General features: G+C 70.5%; 14 protein-coding genes. 10 read left to right on the top strand and 4 right to left on the bottom strand.

Annotation, left to right across the window (positions count from 1 at the left end; genetic code table 11):
- Positions 1-774 (top strand): MFS transporter (locus AC6LKG_RS25005; protein WP_498169392.1); only part of this gene is annotated, 774 nt, incomplete at its 5' end.
- A gap of 213 nt (positions 775-987) precedes the next feature.
- Positions 988-1,629, top strand: coding sequence for a glutathione S-transferase family protein (locus AC6LKG_RS25000; protein WP_498169397.1), 642 nt, complete (start codon positions 988-990; stop codon positions 1,627-1,629).
- Positions 1,630-1,676: 47 nt separating this feature from the next.
- Here AC6LKG_RS25000 and sodC read toward each other — a convergent pair whose 3' ends face one another.
- The 3 genes from sodC to AC6LKG_RS24985 form a co-directional block, all read right to left on the bottom strand.
- On the bottom strand, positions 1,677-2,204 hold the full coding sequence (gene sodC, locus AC6LKG_RS24995) for a superoxide dismutase [Cu-Zn] SodC (protein WP_498169389.1): 528 nt from the start codon (positions 2,202-2,204) through the stop codon (positions 1,677-1,679).
- 198 nt (positions 2,205-2,402) lie between these two features.
- Complete coding sequence (locus AC6LKG_RS24990; RefSeq protein WP_498169395.1) at positions 2,403-3,647, bottom strand: DUF445 domain-containing protein; 1,245 nt, start codon at positions 3,645-3,647, stop codon at positions 2,403-2,405.
- A gap of 151 nt (positions 3,648-3,798) precedes the next feature.
- Positions 3,799-4,668 carry a LysR substrate-binding domain-containing protein gene (locus tag AC6LKG_RS24985; protein WP_498169386.1) on the bottom strand — a complete coding sequence of 290 codons (870 nt, stop codon included), beginning with the start codon at positions 4,666-4,668 and terminating at the stop codon, positions 3,799-3,801.
- A gap of 184 nt (positions 4,669-4,852) precedes the next feature.
- On the opposite strand from AC6LKG_RS24985, the gene eno reads away from it, so the two are divergent.
- Together eno and AC6LKG_RS24975 are read left to right on the top strand one after the other, a co-directional pair.
- Positions 4,853-6,133 (top strand): phosphopyruvate hydratase, encoded by a 1,281-nt coding sequence (gene eno / locus AC6LKG_RS24980; protein ID WP_498169384.1) that lies wholly within the window; start codon positions 4,853-4,855, stop codon positions 6,131-6,133.
- 87 nt (positions 6,134-6,220) lie between these two features.
- Complete coding sequence (locus AC6LKG_RS24975) at positions 6,221-6,667, top strand: DUF2000 family protein (protein ID WP_498169382.1); 447 nt, start codon at positions 6,221-6,223, stop codon at positions 6,665-6,667.
- Positions 6,668-6,758: 91 nt separating this feature from the next.
- Here AC6LKG_RS24975 and AC6LKG_RS24970 read toward each other — a convergent pair whose 3' ends face one another.
- Positions 6,759-7,685, bottom strand: coding sequence for a LysR family transcriptional regulator (locus AC6LKG_RS24970; protein WP_498169379.1), 927 nt, complete (start codon positions 7,683-7,685; stop codon positions 6,759-6,761).
- Between the two features lie 285 nt (positions 7,686-7,970).
- Here AC6LKG_RS24970 and AC6LKG_RS24965 point away from each other — a divergent pair, with 285 nt between their 5' ends.
- From AC6LKG_RS24965 to AC6LKG_RS24940, 6 genes are read left to right on the top strand one after another with little or no spacing between them, the layout of a single operon-like run.
- Positions 7,971-10,091 carry a 3-hydroxyacyl-CoA dehydrogenase NAD-binding domain-containing protein gene (locus AC6LKG_RS24965; protein ID WP_498169377.1) on the top strand — a complete coding sequence of 707 codons (2,121 nt, stop codon included), beginning with the start codon at positions 7,971-7,973 and terminating at the stop codon, positions 10,089-10,091.
- Between the two features lie 25 nt (positions 10,092-10,116).
- Positions 10,117-11,298 carry an acetyl-CoA C-acyltransferase gene (locus AC6LKG_RS24960; RefSeq protein WP_498169374.1) on the top strand — a complete coding sequence of 394 codons (1,182 nt, stop codon included), beginning with the start codon at positions 10,117-10,119 and terminating at the stop codon, positions 11,296-11,298.
- Between the two features lie 11 nt (positions 11,299-11,309).
- Positions 11,310-12,506, top strand: a complete 1,197-nt coding sequence (locus AC6LKG_RS24955; protein WP_498169372.1) for an acyl-CoA dehydrogenase family protein — start codon at positions 11,310-11,312, stop codon at positions 12,504-12,506.
- Positions 12,507-12,515: 9 nt separating this feature from the next.
- Positions 12,516-13,649, top strand: a complete 1,134-nt coding sequence (locus AC6LKG_RS24950) for an acyl-CoA dehydrogenase family protein (RefSeq protein ID WP_498169370.1) — start codon at positions 12,516-12,518, stop codon at positions 13,647-13,649.
- 17 nt (positions 13,650-13,666) lie between these two features.
- Entirely contained in the window at positions 13,667-15,598 is a 1,932-nt protein-coding gene (locus AC6LKG_RS24945) for an acyl-CoA synthetase (RefSeq protein ID WP_498169368.1), read from the top strand.
- 35 nt (positions 15,599-15,633) lie between these two features.
- Complete coding sequence (locus tag AC6LKG_RS24940) at positions 15,634-16,620, top strand: tripartite tricarboxylate transporter substrate binding protein (protein WP_498169366.1); 987 nt, start codon at positions 15,634-15,636, stop codon at positions 16,618-16,620.
- Positions 16,621-16,687 lie beyond the last annotated feature (67 nt).

The raw sequence follows: 16,687 nt of genomic DNA, 5'->3' as shown, positions 1-16,687 counted from the left end.
GCGCTGGGCGGGGCGCTGGTCGGCGGCATCGGCGCGGCCAGCGCCTACGGCCTGGCGACGCTGCTGTCGCTGCTGGCGGCAGGCCTGCTCGCCGGCCTGCCGCCGGACGCGCCGCGCGCCACGGCGCCGCGCCATCTATGGCGGGAATTGCGCGAGGGCGCGGCCTTCGTCACCGGCCATCCGCTGCTGCGGCCCGTGCTGGTGACGGCGGTGTTCTTCAATACCGCCTGGTTCGTGCTGCAGGCGGTCTACGTGGTGTACGCGGTGCAGCGGCTGCGATTGGATGCGGCCGGCGTCGGCGCCACGCTCGGCGTCTACGGCGCCGGCATGCTGGCCGGCGCGCTGGCGGCTCCCTGGCTGGCAGCCCGGTTGCCGTTCGGCGCCCTGATCGCGGCCGGCCCGCTGTGCGCGCTGGCAGCCAGCCTGATCCTGCTGTCGACGCTGGCACTGCCGTCCGGCATCTGGGCCGCAATGGGCTTCTTCCTGTTCGGCGCCGGACCGATCCTGTGGACCATCGCCACCACCACGCTGCGCCAGGCTGTCACGCCGAACGCGCTGTTGGGCCGGGTATCCGCCGTGATCGTCACCGCCACCTTCGGCGCGCGGCCGGTGGGCGCGCTGATCGGCGCGGCCCTGGCATCGACGCTGGGGCTGGAAGCGTGTCTGTGGGTATCGAGCGCCGGTTTCGCGGCGCAGTTCGCGGTGCTGGCGCGTTCGCCGGTGCCGCGGCTGCGGCGCCAGCCGCAACCGGCGGCGGCTGAACCGGCGGCCTGACGCGGCGCGCGGCGGGCGCCCGACCGAAGGCGAAGGACCGCAAGGCGCGGGACGAGAAGCCGCCGTCCTCGCGGCACGATCTGTTGTGGCCGCGCAAGCGCCCATCTGTATCTGGCGCGGGCCGGCAACGGCCACTAGACTGGCTTGCCGCTGTCGCTGGGCCCCGAAAGGCCCAGGGCGGCTTCCGCCATGCTCCCTTCCGCCGCTCGCGTCATGCTGAACATCCTGGGAAAAGCCTCTTCCATCAACGTCCGCAAAGTGCTGTGGACCTGTGTCGAACTGGATCTGCCGTTCGCGCGCGAGGACTGGGGGGCCGGCTTTCGCCCGACCGCCGAACCGGCTTTCGTGGCGCTCAACCCGAACGCCATGGTGCCGGTATTGCGCGACGGCGACTTCGCGCTGTGGGAGTCGAACAGCATCATCCGCTACCTGGCCAACCAGTACGGCGGCGCGCGCCACCCGGCGTTTTATCCGGCCGAAGCCCGCCGCCGCGCCGGCGTCGACCAGTGGCTGGATTGGCAGGCGAGCGACCTGAACCGCTCCTGGGGCTATGCCTTCATGGCGCTGGCGCGGCAATCACCCGCGCACCAGGACGCGGCCGCCATCGCCGCCTCCTGCCGCGACTGGGGCCATTTCATGGGCATACTGGAACGGCGCCTGCAAGCGACCGGCGCCTACGTGGCCGGCGAGGTCTTCACGCTGGCCGATATCGCCGTCGGCCTGTCGGTGAACCGATGGTTCCTGACGCCGCTGGACAATGCCCTGCGGCCCGACCTGCCGGCCGTGACGGCGTATTACGACAGGCTGGCCGAGCGGCCGGGCTACCGCGCGCACGGCCGCAACGGCACGGTGTAGCGCAGCGCGGCCGGCCTGGCCCGCCGCGTCTGCCGCCGTGGGCCGCCCTACTTGATCACGCCGCAGATCATGCGCCCGCCTCCGCCGCCCAGCGGCTTGGGGCTATCGCTGTAGTTGTCGGCGCCCACGTGGATCATCAGCGCGCGCTGCTTCACGTCGGCCAGTTTCAGGCGCGGCGCCACCACCGCGGTCTTGGCAGAGCCGTCGGCGGCCACCGTGATGAACGGCAGATCGCCCAGATGGCCATCGGTGGCCAGGGGCCCCTTGTGCGCCTTGGTGTTGTGCGGGTCCAGGTGGCCGCCCGCGGCGCCGCCCGGCGTCACCTTGCCGTCGACCGTGGTCGACGCGCAGGACCCCTTTTCATGCACGTGGAAGCCGTGTTCGCCGGGCGGCAGGCCGGCCAGCTTCGGGGTGAACTTCAGGCCGGCCTTGGTCTGTTCGAGCGTGATGGTGCCGGCGCTCTTGCCCACCGAGCCGTCGTCGTTCAGGAACGACATCGTGACGCGCTCGGCCTGGGCCGCGGCCGAGACGCCGGCCAGCGCCAGCGTTGCAACGAGAATCGAGAATTTCTTCATGGACTTGCCTCCTGGGAGTGATGCGCGCGATACGGGCTGCCCGGTCGGGCGGCGGTCGTCCCGCAACCCGCGGGCAGGCCCGGGACTGTCGAAAACAATAGCACCGCGCCACGGCGCTTCGCCAGCAATCTTCATTCCTGATACATCGGATGCGTCCGCCAATCCCACAGGCGGGCCGGCCCCGCGCCGCCAGGCCCGCTAGCTGCCCGCCAGCAGCACCGCCGCGTGCAGCAGCACCCCGATCAGCCCGCCCACCAGCGTGCCGTTGAAACGGATGTACTGCAGGTCGCGCCCCACGCTCAGTTCCAGTTCGTCGACCAGGTGGCGCTCGTCCCACAGCTTGACGGTGCGCGAGATGTGTTCGGTGACGCCGATGCGCAACCGTCCCGTCAGCCGGCGCGCGGCGCCCAGCACATGGCCATTGATGGCTTCGCGCAGGTCCGGCTCCTCGCCCAGTTTGCGCGCCAGCGCCAGCAAGGCGCTTTCCAGGTGCGCGGCCAGCGCCGACCGCTCGTCGCTCAGGTCGCGCCGCAATGCCGCATGGATGTCGTCCCACAGGCCCTGCACGTATTCCTGCACCTTGGGGTGGTCGATGGCGCGCTGCTTCATGGCTTCCACCTGGGCGGCCAGCGCCGGCTCGGAGCGCAGGCGCGCGATGTAGTCCAGCACCCAGGCCTCGTAATCGCGCCGCACCGGGTGGTCGGGCTCGGACAGTACGTCGCGCAGCTCCTGCACCAGCGCGCGCGCCAGGCGGTCGGCCAGGTTGTCGGCGATGCCCTCGACCGAGGCGATCACGTCCACCGCCTTGATGATGCGCGGCCATTCCTTGCGCGCGAACTTGACCAGCAGCGCCGAGGCGCGCTCCTTGACGTCCTCGTCGCCCAGGTAGCCGCCCAGGCGCTCCATGGCGGCGTCCAGCAGTTCCTGGTGGCGGCCGTCGCGGGTCAGCAGGCCCAGCACCTCGCCGGCGGTGCCGGCCGCATCCCAGCGCCGCAGGTTCTTCACCACGAACTCCTGGATCACCCCGCGCACCGCGCGGTCGTCCAGCAGGTCCAGCGTCTGCAACGCCACCCGCCGCGCGCCGTCGCTGAGCGCATGCGCCTGCTTCGGCCGCGCCAGCCAGCGCGACAGGCGCGCGGCCGGGTCGAAGCCGCGCAGCTTTTCCATCAGCGTGTCCGGGTCGAGGAAGTGGTCGCGCACGAACACTGCCAGGTTGTCGCCGATGCGGTCCTTGTTGCTGGGGATGATGGCGGTGTGCGGGATCGGCAGCCCCATCGGCCGGCGAAACAGCGCCACCACCGCGAACCAGTCGGCCAGCGCGCCGACCGTGGCCGCTTCGCAGAATGCGCGCACCCAGGCCCAAGGGCCCTGCCCGCCCATGACGTGGCTGGTGATGAAACCGCTGATCATCGCCACCAGCAAGGCCAGCGCGGCGATCTTCATGCGCCGCAGTTGCGTGCGGCGTGCCTGCGAGGCCAACCCCGAGCGGGTGGCAAATGCCGACGCGGAAGGGTTGGCGGAAGGCGGCGTATCGGTCATGGCGTCTCCGGCGCGAAATGCCCGTCCAGCATACCAAGCCCGTCCGGTCGCGGCTTCATTCGCCGGCTTCGGCCAGGGCGCCGCGCAGCCAGGCGATGAAGGCGTCGGCATGGGCAGTGCGCGCGCGGCCGGCGGCCGGCACCGCGCGCAGGCCGCCTTCGAAGGGCACGAAGCCATGGGGCGCCACCAGCAGGCCGTCCTGCAGTTCGCGCGCGATCAACCGCCGTTCGACCAGGGCCACGCCCAGGCCCGACAGCGCCGCCTCGATGCACAGATGGGTGTGCGGGAAGGCCAGCGTGTCGCCCAGCGCCGCCGGCTGGCCGGTGATGGCCTCCCATTGATTCCAGGCGCTGGACGTGTACTCATGCGCAATGCGCACGCGCGATGCCGGTTTCCTGCGCGCATAGGCCGGCGTGCAGACCGCGCCGAAGCGCACCGGCGCCAATGCCAGCGCCCGCCCCCGGTCCGCTTCGGCATAGCCGGACAGGTCCCAGGCCAGGATCAGGTCGGCCCCCTCGTTGCGCATCTCGCGCGCCGAGGTCATCGACAGGCGGATGCGGATCTCGGGATGCTCACGATAGAACACGGCCAGTTGCGGCACCAGCCAGCGCATGGCGAAGGTGGCGCTGCAGGCCACGTGCAGCCCCGGCGCCTGCGACTCGCGCGCCAGGCGCTCGTAGGCGTTTTCCAGTTGGTCGAAGGCCGCGCGCACCGAGGCGTAGAAGGTGGCGCCGGCCCGGGTCAGGCGCAAACCGGTGCCGTCCTTCTCGAACAGCGCCACGCCAGCATGTTCCTGCAGCAGGCGCAGATGACGACTGACGGCGCCGTGGCTGCGGCACAGTTCCTCGGCGGCGCGCGTGACCGAACCGCTGCGGGCAATGGCCTCGAAGGCGCGGACGGCGGACAGAGGGGGCAATTGGCGCATGGTAATTTGTCAGGAAAACTGACGAAGTGGCAGAAAAACTGCATTGTTCGATGATAGGTCTGCTTTTAGCATGACGGCATCTATTTGCGGCCTGCAAGCATGGTGCGTGATCGCGCCACAGGCTGACAGCGGTTTCATTTGTTTTATTTACCTGACGATCCCGCCCCTGCCATCGGAACCCCTCATGCACATTACCCATCTTGCCGCCCACGAAGCCCTGGACAGCCGCGGCAACCCCACCGTCGAAGTCGAGGTCCGCCTGGACGATGGCGCCCGCGGCCTGGCCCTGGTGCCATCGGGCGCCTCCACCGGCAAGCGCGAAGCGCTGGAACGGCGCGACGGCGACAATGCCCGTTACCTCGGTAAGGGCGTGCTCGGCGCCGTCGCCGCGGTCAACGGCGAACTGCGCACAGCGCTGCTGGGCCTGCCGGCCGATCAGCAGGCCCGCATCGACCGGGCCATGATCGAGATGGACGGCACGCCCGACAAAAGCCGTCTGGGCGCCAACGCGCTGCTCGGCGTATCGCTCGCGGTGGCGCATGCGGCGGCCGCCAGCCAGGGCCTGCCGCTGTGGCGCCATGTGGGCGGAGTGCAGGCCCAGACCCTGCCGGTGCCGATGATCAACATCATCAATGGCGGCGCGCATGCCGACAATCCGCTCGACTTCCAGGAGTTCATGATCCTTCCGGTGGGCGCCGGCAGTTTCCGCGATGCGCTGCGCATGGGCGCCGAGGTCTTCCACACGCTGCGCCATGCCCTCAAGGCCGCCGGCCACAGCGTCAACGTCGGCGACGAAGGCGGCTTCGCGCCAACCCTGCGCTGTGCGCCCGAGGCCCTGGACTTCATCATGGCGGCGATCGCGAGCGCCGGCCTGCGTCCGGGCGCCGATATCGCGCTGGCACTTGACCCGGCCGCCAGCGAATTCCACGGCGCCGATGGCTACCGCTATCAGGGCGAGAACCTGCTGCGCACGGCCGAACAACAGGTGCAATACCTGGCCGGCCTGGTGCGCGACTACCCCATCGTGTCGATCGAGGACGGCATGGCCGAAGACGACGCGGTCGGCTGGAAGGTACTGGGCGCAACGCTGGGCGGCGCCTGCCAACTGGTGGGCGACGACGTATTCTGCACCAACCCGCGGCTGTTCCAGGCCGGCATCGAACAAGGCATCGGCAACGCCATCCTGGTCAAGATCAACCAGATCGGCACGCTCAGCGAAACCTGGCGGGTGCTGGCGCTGGCGCGCCGCGCCGGCTATGGCGTGGTCATGTCGCACCGTTCCGGCGAAACCGAGGACACCAGCATCGCCGACCTGGCGGTGGCGGCCAATTGCGGCATGATCAAGACCGGCTCGCTGTCACGCGCCGACCGCACCGCCAAGTACAACCGCCTGCTGCGCATCGAGCGCGAGCTGGGCGCGGCGGCGGTGTACGCCGGCGCCAGCGCCCTGGTTCGGCACGGCTAGCGCCGCCGCGCCAGGTCCGTTCACAGGCGTTCAAGACAGGGCCGGCGCAACGGCGGACCATGGCGTTTTTTTGCCCAGGAGCCCGCCATGTCAGCCCAGCCCGTCCCCCTCGCCCCCGCCCTGCCGGAGAAAGTCGTGATCGTGCTGGCGGCGGGCCTGGACCTGGGCCAGGCCGCCAACGCCACGGCCTGCCTGGCCGCCGGCCTGGCGGCACCAGGGGCCGCCTGGGCGGGCCAGCCCTTGCGCGACGCCGACGGCATGGCGTCGGCGGCCATTTCGCACCTGCCCATTATCGTGCTGACGGCCGACGAGCCCCGTATGGCGCAACTGCGCGAGCGGCTGTCCCTGCCCATGCCGGATAACGCCGGCATGACGCTGTTTCCGGCCTATGCGCGCCAGATCCACGAGGCCGCCGAATACTGGGCCCGGCATCGCCGGACCTCGCATCGCGACCAGCCGCTGCTCGGCGTGGGCCTGGCCGGCCCCCGGCGCTGGGTCAACGCGCTGACAGGCAGCCTGCCGATGCTGCGTTGAGGCGGTTTCGTCGATTGCCTGCCCCGGCCCGGCGCCAGTCAGCAACACCACGTTGGCATGGCGATGCGCCGTACACCCGGCCCGGCCAGCCCTATGCCGCGCCCAGCAGCCCGGGCCGCCCTTCATGCGCGGCCTGGGCGCGCTGCTGGATGAACTCGATCATCATGGCGATGGCGCGCGGATGGTGGCGGTTGGGCATGTACAGCATGTACATGGCGCGGCCGAAGATGCTGAGCCGCCATTGCGGCAAGGCGGCGACCAGGTCGCCGCGCGCGATGTCGTCGTGCACCACGTAGTCCGGCACCACGCCGATGCCCAGACCGGCCAGCATGGCGTCGCGCAGGAAGGCGTAGTTGCGCGAGATGATGGTGGGCTCCAGCACCACGTGCTGGCGCGGCTGCCCGCCGTAATACGCCGACAGCCGCAACGGCCGGCCGATGACGGCGGCGCTGATGACCGGCAGGCGCGCCAGGTCGGCCGGCTTGTCCGGCAGGCCCCGCTCGCGCACGAAGGCGGGCGAGGCACAGGCCACGTAACGCACCTGGCCCAGTTCCCGCGCCACCAGGTTGTGCGGCGGCTCGGACATGATGCGCACGGCGATGTCGACCTCGTCGCGCAGCAGGTCGTCGACGCTGTTCTCGAACAGCACGTCCAGCACGATGTCGGGGTAGGCGCGCTTGAATTCCAGCAGCCACGGCGTCATCACGAACTGGCCGTAGCCGCTGGGCACGCTCAGCCGCACCTTGCCCTGCGGCGTCTTGCCCAGGGATTCGACCGCTTCGCGCGCGGCCGCCAGTTCATCCTGGATGCTGCGACCATGCTGGTACAGCTTCAGGCCGATCTCGGTGGGCTCGACGTGGCGCGTCGTGCGCCGCAATAGCTGCATGCCGACGGCGCGTTCCAACTGGGTCAGGTGATAGCTGACGTTGGCCCGTGTCATCTTCAGGCGGCGCGCGGCTTCGCTCAGGTTGCCGGCGTCCAGGATTTCCACCAGCAGTGTCAGCGCTTTCGTGTCCATGCCGAATCTCCCGAGGCGGCCGGCAATTCCTTCATTGCAACGCGGCGCCTCGCAGACGATTGTCAATTTTTTTTATCGTCAATGTCAATTCTTGATGTCATTGTCAAGACTTCTTTGCTGGGAAAGAATAGACGGATACAAGACGGGCCGTTCCTGGCCCGCCAGGCGCCGCAATTGCGCCGCGTCCGCCCCCGGGACGCGCCGGCCTTGCCAGAGCCCCGCTCTGCGATGCCGCCGTGCCGGTCTGGCCGGCGCGGGCGGCGACCCTACCGGAGACACTGTCCCATGACAGCCAGCGCACCCGCCGGCGCCGTGCACACGCGCCGCGACGGCGACGTTCTCGTCGTCACGATCGATCATCCCGCCGTCAATGCCCTGAGCGCCGATGTGCGCGCGGGCCTGGCGCGCGCCATCGAGCAGGCCGGCAGCGACCCGCAGGTGCGGGCCGTGCTGCTCACCGGCGCCGGCAACAACTTCATCGCCGGCGCCGACATCCGCGAATTCGGCAAGCCGCCGCGTCCGCCCGCCCTGCCCGACGTCTGCAACCAGATCGAAGCCTGCGCCAAGCCGGTGGTGGCCGCGCTGCACGGCGCCGCGCTCGGCGGCGGCCTGGAAGTGGCGCTGGCGGCGCATTACCGCGTGGCGTTACCCGGCGCCAAGCTGGGCCTGCCCGAAGTGACGCTGGGGCTGCTGCCCGGCGCCGGCGGCACCCAGCGCACGCCACGCCTGATCGGCGCGGCCGCGGCCCTGGACCTGATGCTGTCGGGCAAGCCGATGACGGCGCAGGCCGCCGTCGCGGCCGGGCTGGCCGATGAACTGGCCAGCGGCGCCGACCCGCTGGCCGCCGGCCTGGACTACGCCCGCCGCCTGCTGGCGCAAAACGCCGCGCCGCGCCGCAGCCGCGACGGCCAGGCGTTGGCCGACAAGGCCGCCTCGCTGGCCGCGATCGACGCCGCCGGCCAGCGTATCGCCGCCAGCACGCGCGGCCTGTTTTCGCCCGCAAAAATCCTGGACGCGGTGCGCGCCGCCGTCGAACTGCCGTTCGACGAAGGCCTGCGCACCGAGCGTTCGCTGTTCCTGCAATGCCTGGACAGCCCGCAGCGCGCCGGCCTGATCCACGCCTTTTTCGCCGAACGCGAGACCGCCAAGATCCCTGAATTGAAGCAGGCCAAGCCGCGCCGGCTCGACAGCGTCGGCGTGATCGGGGGCGGCACCATGGGCGCGGGCATCGCCGTGGCGGTGCTGGACGCGGGCCTGCCGGTGGTCATGGTGGAACAGGACGAGGCCGCGCTGGCGCGCGGCCGCCAGCGGGTCGAACACGTCTACGACCTGCTGGTCGGCAAGGGCCGCATGACGGCCGACGAACGCGCCGCGCACCTGGCGCGCTTCACCGGCGCCACCGACTATGCCGCGCTGGGCGAGGCCGACCTGATCATCGAGGCCGTGTTCGAGGACATGGACGTCAAGCGGGCGGTGTTCGCGCAGCTTGACCGCGTCGCCAAGCCGGGCGCGGTGCTGGCCACCAATACCTCTTACCTGGACGTGGACCGCATCGCCCAGGCCACGCGCGGCCCCGCCGATGTGCTGGGCCTGCACTTCTTCTCGCCCGCCAACATCATGAAGCTGCTGGAGGTGGTGGTGGGCCGCCAGACCGCCGCCGACACCGTCGCCACCGGCTTCGAGCTGGCGCGCCGCCTGCGCAAGATCCCGGTGCGCGCCGGCGTCTGCGACGGCTTCATCGGCAACCGCATCCTGGCGGTGCACCGCCAGGCGGCCGACATGATGATGGAGGACGGCGCCTCGCCCTACGAGATCGACGCGGCGGTGCGCGACTTTGGCTATCCCATGGGTCCGTACCAGATGGTGGACCTGGCCGGCGGCGACATCGGCTGGGCCACGCGCAAGCGCCGCGCCGCCACCCGCGACCCGGCGCTGCGCTACGTGCAGATTCCCGACCGCCTGTGCGAGCGCGGCTGGTTCGGCCAGAAGACCGGCCGCGGCTTCTACCTGTATCCGGATGGCGCCCGCCAGGGCACGCCCGATCCGGAAGTGCTGGCAATCATCGACGCCGAGCGCCAGCGCGCGGGCGTGACGCCGCGCCCGTTCAGCGCCGAGGACATCCAGCGCCGCTACCTGGCGGCCATGATCAACGAGGCCGCCAACGTGCTGCACCAGGGCATCGCGCTGCGGCCCTCGGACATCGACATGGTGTTCCTGTCGGGCTATGGCTTTCCGCGTTATCGCGGCGGGCCGATGCACTACGCCGACCGCGTCGGGTTGGCCAACGTGCTGGCCGACATCCGCGCCTTTGCCAAGGAAGACCCCGCGTTCTGGAAGCCGTCGCCACTGCTGGTGGAACTGGCCGAATCCGGCCGCGATTTCGCCAGCCTGAACCAGGCCGCCTGACCCCATTCACCCAACGGAAACCGACATGCGCGAAGCCGTCATCGTCTCCACCGCCCGCACGCCCATCACCAAGGCGCAGCGCGGCGAATTCAACCTGATCGCCGGGCCGACCCTGGCCGCCCACGCAGTGCGCGCCGCGGTCGAGCGCAGCGGCATCGATCCCGCCCTGATCGAGGACGCCTTCATCGGCTGCGGCTACCCCGAGGGCGCCACAGGCCGCAACATCGGACGCCAGGCGGTGATCCGCGCCGGCCTGCCGGTCAGCGTCGGCGGCGCCACCGTCAACCGCTATTGCGCCTCGGGCCTGCAGGCCATCGCCTCGGCCGCGGCGCGCATCGTCATGGACGGCGCGCCCGCCATGCTCGCCGGCGGCGTCGAGTTGGTGTCGCAGATCCGCACCCGCGACGACGGCGTCAGCGGCATGGACCCGTGGATCGTGGCCAACAAGCCCGAGCTGTACCTGCCCATGATCGAAACCGCCGACATCGTCGCCGCGCGCTACGGCATCAGCCGCGAGGCGCAGGACCGCTTCGCCGCGCAGAGCCAGGCGCGCACCGAAGCCGCCCAGGCCGCCGGCCGCTACCGCGAAGAGATCATCGCCGTCACCACCACCATGGCCGTTACCGACCGCGCCACCGGCGCCGTGACGGAACGCGAGGTCACGGTGGACCACGACACCTGCAACCGCCCCGGCACCACCTACGAGGCGCTGGCCAAGCTGGCCCCGGTGCGCGGCCCGGACCAGTTCGTGACCGCCGGCAATGCCTCGCAGTTGTCGGATGGCGCCGCCGCCTGCGTGCTGATGGAAGCGGCCGAGGCGCAACGCGCCGGCATCCGCCCGCTGGGCGCATTCCGCGGCCTGGCGATCGCCGGCTGCGAGCCCGACGAAATGGGCATCGGCCCGGTCTACGCCGTGCCCAAGCTGCTGGCGCGCCACGGCCTGAAGGTCGACGACATCGATCTGTGGGAACTGAACGAAGCCTTCGCCTCGCAGGCGCTGTACTGCCAGGAACGCCTGGGCATCCCGATGGAGCGGTTGAACGTGAACGGCGGCTCGATCGCGCTGGGCCACCCGTTCGGCGTCACCGGCGCCCGCCTGGCCGGCCACGTGCTGCTGGAAGGCCGCCGTCGCGGCGCGCGCTACGCCGTCGTCACCATGTGCGTGGGCGGCGGCATGGGCGCGGCCGGCCTGTTCGAAATCTACTGAGGAATCGCCCGATGGATCTGGAATTCACCCCCGAAGAAAACGCCTTCCGCGACGAGGTCCGCGCCTTCCTGGCCGCCAACCTGCCGGCGCGGCTGTCGGCCAAGGTCACGCAGGGTAAGCTGCTGGCGCGCGCCGACATGGTCGAGTGGCACGCCATCCTCAACCGTCAGGGCTGGCTGGCCAGCCACTGGCCGGTGGAATACGGCGGCACCGGCTGGAGCGCCACGCAGAAGTTCATCTTCGACAACGAGTGCGCGCTGGCAGGCGCGCCGCGCATCGTGCCCTTCGGCCTGAGCATGCTGGGGCCGGTGCTGATCAAGTACGGCAACGAGGCGCAGAAGCGCCACTGGCTGCCGCGCATCCTGGACGGCTCGGACTGGTGGTGCCAGGGCTATTCCGAACCCGGCGCCGGCTCGGACCTGGCCTCGGTCAAGACCACCGCGGTGCGCGACGGCGACCACTACGTCGTCAACGGCCAGAAGACCTGGACCACGCTGGGCCAGTACGCCAACATGATCTTCTGCCTGGTGCGCACCTCCAGCGAGGGCCGGCGCCAGGAAGGCATCAGCTTCCTGCTGATCGACATGGCCAGCCCGGGCGTGCAGGTGCGCCCCATCATCACGCTGGACGGCGAGCATGAAGTCAACGAGGTGTTCTTCTCGGACGTGCGGGTGCCGGTCGAGAACCTGGTGGGCGAGGAAAACCGCGGCTGGACCTGCGCCAAGTACCTGCTGACCTATGAGCGCACCAACATCGCCGGCGTCGGCCAGTCGACCGCGGCGCTGGAACGCCTGAAGGCGGTGGCCGCCAGCCAGAAGAAGAACGGCCGCCCGCTGGCCGAGGATCCCGACTTCGCCGCGCGCCTGGCGCGGGTGGAGATCGAACTGGCCAACATGCGCACCACCAACCTGCGCGTGGTGGCGGCGGTGGCCGGCGGCGGCGCGCCCGGCGCCGAAAGCTCGATGCTGAAGATCCGCGGCACCCAGATCCGCCAGGAGATCACCGCGCTGAACCGCCGCGCCATGGGGCCCTACGCCCGCCCGTTCGTGGCCGAGGCCCTGCACGACGGCTACAACGCCGCGCCCATCGGCCCGGAAGGCGCCGACAGCGCCGCGGCGCAGTACTTCAACAACCGCAAGCTGTCGATCTTCGGCGGCTCCAACGAAATCCAGAAGAACATCATCTCCAAGATGATCCTGGGACTGTAAAGGCCGGCCATGAACTTTGAACACACCGAAGACCGGCGCATGCTTTCCGACATGCTGCGCCGCTTTGTCGCCGAACAATACGACTTCGCCACGCGCGAGCGCCACGCCAGGATGGCGCAGGGCTACAACCCCGAGTTCTGGCGCCGTTATGCCGAACTGGGCGCCATCGGCGCGCTGTTCGCCGAGGAGCACGGCGGCCTGGGCGGCGCGGGCTTTGACATCAGCGTGGTGTTCGAGGCGCTGGGCCGCGGCCTGGTGCTGGAACCCTTCCTGGACGCGCTGATGGTCGGCAGCGCCATCGCGCGCGCCGGCAGCCCCGCGCAGCGCGAGGCGCTGGACGGCCTGATCGCGGGCGGCATCACCGCCGCGCTGGCCGCGGCCGAGCCCACCTCCGGCTATGCCCTGAACGACGTGCGCACCCGCGCCGAGCGCAGCGGCGACGGCTGGGCGCTGAATGGCGCCAAGGCCGTGGTGACGGGCGGCGAGCATGCCGACCTGTTCCTGGTGTCGGCGCGCACCAGTGGCGCCGAGGACGACGAATCCGGCATCAGCCTGTTCCTGGTCAGCGCCGGCACCCCGGGCGTGACGGCGCGCGGCTACGACCTGATCGACGGCGGCCGCGCCGCGGAACTCACGTTCGAGAACGTGGCGCTGGGCGCCGACAGCCTGCTGGGCGAGGCCGGCGCCGGCCATGCGCTGCTGGAACACGCCACCGGCCGCGGCATCCTGGCGCTGTGCGCCGAGGCCGTGGGCGCAATGGACTGCGCCCGCGACGCCACGCTGGAATACCTGCGCACCCGGCGCCAGTTCGGCGTGCCGATCGGCAGCTTCCAGGCGCTGCAGCACCGCATGGCCGACGTGCTGCTGGAGATCGAGCAGGCGCGCTCGGCGGTCATCAACGCCGCCGCCGCGCTCGACCACCCCGACCGCGCCACGCGCGAACGCGCGCTGTCGGCCGCCAAGTACACCATCGGCCGCATCGGCACGCTGGTGGCCGAAGAAAGCATCCAGTTGCACGGCGGCATCGGCATGACCTGGGAACTGCCGCTGGCGCACTACGCCAAGCGGCTGGTCATGATCGACCACCAGTTGGGCGACGAGGACCACCACCTGCGGCGCTACATCGCGCTGGGGCGGGCGTGAGCGGCGAGGACGGCACCATGAAGCAGGCCTACACCGCCCCGCCCGTGGCCCGGCCCTTTGCGGCGCCGTTCCCGGTGCGTTCCATCGACGACGTGCGGCGCCTGGCGGCCCGGCCGCTGGCCGAGACGCTGACGGTGCAAAGCACCTACGAGATCTTCCGCAACTCGGCCGCCGCCTTCGGCGAACGCACGGCGCTGACCTTCCTGCGCAGCGCCGACCCCGACGAACCGGCGATCAACTGGAGCTACGACGACCTGCTGGCCGGCATCCACCAGACCGCCAACCTGCTGCATGGCCTGGGCGTCGGCCCGGCCGACGCGGTCGGCGTGCTGCTGCCCGGCTGCCTTGAATACCACCTGGCGCTGTGGGGCGGCGAGGCCGCCGGCATCGTGCAGCCGCTCAACCCGCTGCTGACCGAGGACAAGCTGGCCTCGCTGCTGGCCACCGCCGGCGCCAAGGTGCTGATCGCCTACGGCTCGGACACCGAATGCGAGTCCTGGTCCAAGGCGCTGCGCCTGCGCGAGCGGGTGCCGACGCTGCGCACGCTGCTGCGCGTGGCGCCGCACGACGAGCCGCCGTCGCAACGCCCGGCGCTGCCGGACTGCGCGCTCGATTTCAACGCCTCCCGCGCTGACCAGCCTTCGGACCGGCTGGTCAGCGAACGCGTGATCCGCGCCGACGACGTGGCCGCCTACTTCCATACCGGCGGCACCACCGGCGCGCCCAAGCTGGCCATCCATACCCACGCCAACCAGGTCTTCACGGCCTGGGCCGCCGTGCAGTTGCAGGGCGCGGGGCCGGGCGACGTGGTCATCAACGGCTATCCGCTGTTCCACGTGGCGGGCGTGCTGCCGGCCTCGCTGGCGGCGCTGTCGGCCGGCGTGCAGACGGTGATCCCGACCACGCTGCTGCTGCGCAACCGCGAGGTGCTGCGCAATTACTGGCGGCTGGTGGAGCGCCACCGCGCCACCTCGCTGCAAGGCGTGCCAACCATCCTGGCGGCGCTGGCCGAGATTCCGTTGGACGGCGCCGACATCTCGACGCTGCGCTACTGCCGCACCGGCGCCGCGCCCTTGCCGGCGGAGCTGGCGGCGCGCTTCGAGCGCCTGTTCGGCCTGCACGTGAACGAAAGCCTGGGCATGACGGAGATGGCGGGCATCACCTCGATCACGCCGCCCGGCTCGCACTTTCCGGTCAACTGCGTGGGTTTCCCGCTGCCCTACGTGCAGGTGCGCGTGGTCGGCCTGGACGCGCCCGCCGGGCAGCCGGCGCGCGACCTGCCGCCCGGGCAGGCCGGCATGCTGCTGTTCAAGGCCCCCAACGTGATCCCGGGCTTTCTCGACCCCGAGGACACGGCCCGCGCCTTCACCGAGGATGGCTGGCTGATCAGCGGCGACGTCGGTTTCCTGGACACCGAAGGCCGCCTGCACCTGCAGGGCCGCGCCAAGGACCTGATCATCCGCGGCGGCCACAATATCGATCCCAAGACCATCGAGGATGCGCTGGCCTCGCACCCCGCGGTGCGCATCTGCGCCGCTGTCGGGGCGCCCGATCCCTACGCGGGCGAACTGCCGGTCGCCTTCGTCACCCTGGCCGAGGATGCCGAGGTCAGCGAGGCCGAACTGGTCGCCTACGCCGCCGCCCATGTCGACGAGACGCCCGCGCGGCCCAAGCGCGTGATCGTGCTCGAGGCCATGCCGATGACCAATGTCGGCAAGATCTACAAGCCCGACCTGCGCCGCCTGGCCACCGCCGTCGCGGTGCGGACGCTGGCGGCGCCGTTGCTCGAACAAGCCGGCCTGCCGCCGGACAGCCCTTTGCTGCGCGTGCAGGCCGACGCGCAGCCGGACGTCGCCGTAGAACTCGACGCCACCCTGCCCGCGCCGCTGAAGGAGCAGTTGCGCGCGGCGTTGCACCGCCTGCCGGTCAAGGTCGCCCTGCGCGGCTGACCGGCATCCCATAAAAACCATCGGAGACAAGCCCCATGACCCATCAACCCCTGCGCCGCGCCTGCCTGGGCGCGCTACTGCTGACGCTGGCCGGCGGCGCCCTGGCGCCCGCGGCCCTGGCGCAAACCGCCTTTCCCAGCAAGCCCATCACGCTGATCGTGCCGTTCCCGGCCGGCGGCTCGACCGACCGCCACTTGCGCATCGTGGCGCAGGATGCGTCCAAGTACCTGGGCCAGCCCGTCATCGTCGAGAACCGTCCCGGCGCCGGCGGCACGCTCGGCACGGCCACCATGTCGCGCACCGCCAAGCCCGACGGCTACACCATCGCCCTGTACACGCTGGCGATGCTGCGCATGCCCTATATGCAGAAGACCTCGTGGGACCCGATCAACGACTTCTCCTTCATCATCGGCCTGTCGGGCTACACCTTCGGCTTCACGGTGCGCGCCGATTCGCCCTACAAGACCTTCAACGAGTACATCGAAGCGGCGCGCAAGAACCCCGGCACCATCGACTACGGCTCGACCGGGGTCGGTTCGTCGCCGCACCTGCTGATCGAGGAAATCGCCATCAACGCCAAGGTCAAGCTCAACCACGTGCCCTACAAGGGCAACGCCGACATGCAGCAGGCGCTGCTGGGCGGCCATGTCATGGCGCAGAGCGACGCCACGGGCTGGGACCAATTCGTGGATTCGGGCAAGATGCGGCTGCTGGTGACGTTTGGCGAAAAGCGCACCACGCGCTGGCCCGACGTGCCGACCGCGCAGGAACTGGGCTACAAGGTCGTGTCGACCTCGCCCTATGGCCTGGCCGGCCCCAAGGGCATGGACCCGGCGGTGGTCAAGACCCTGCACGATGCCTTCAAGAAGGCCCTGTTCGACCCGGCCAGCATGGAAGTCATGAAGCAGTTGAACCAGGAACCGGCCTATCGCAACAGCGCCGATTACCGGGCCTGGGCCCAGGCCACCTACGTCAAGGAAAAGGGGCTGATCGAGTACCTGGGCCTGATGGCCAAGAACTGACACGGCGGCCCTCCATTCAGTCCAGTCCGGTCGGGCTCCCTGGTGGCGTCCCTCTTATAAAAACTAG

It is taken from the genome of Achromobacter sp. 46006, from assembly GCF_059761975.1.
This window is presented reverse-complemented; position numbering and strand designations above follow the sequence as displayed.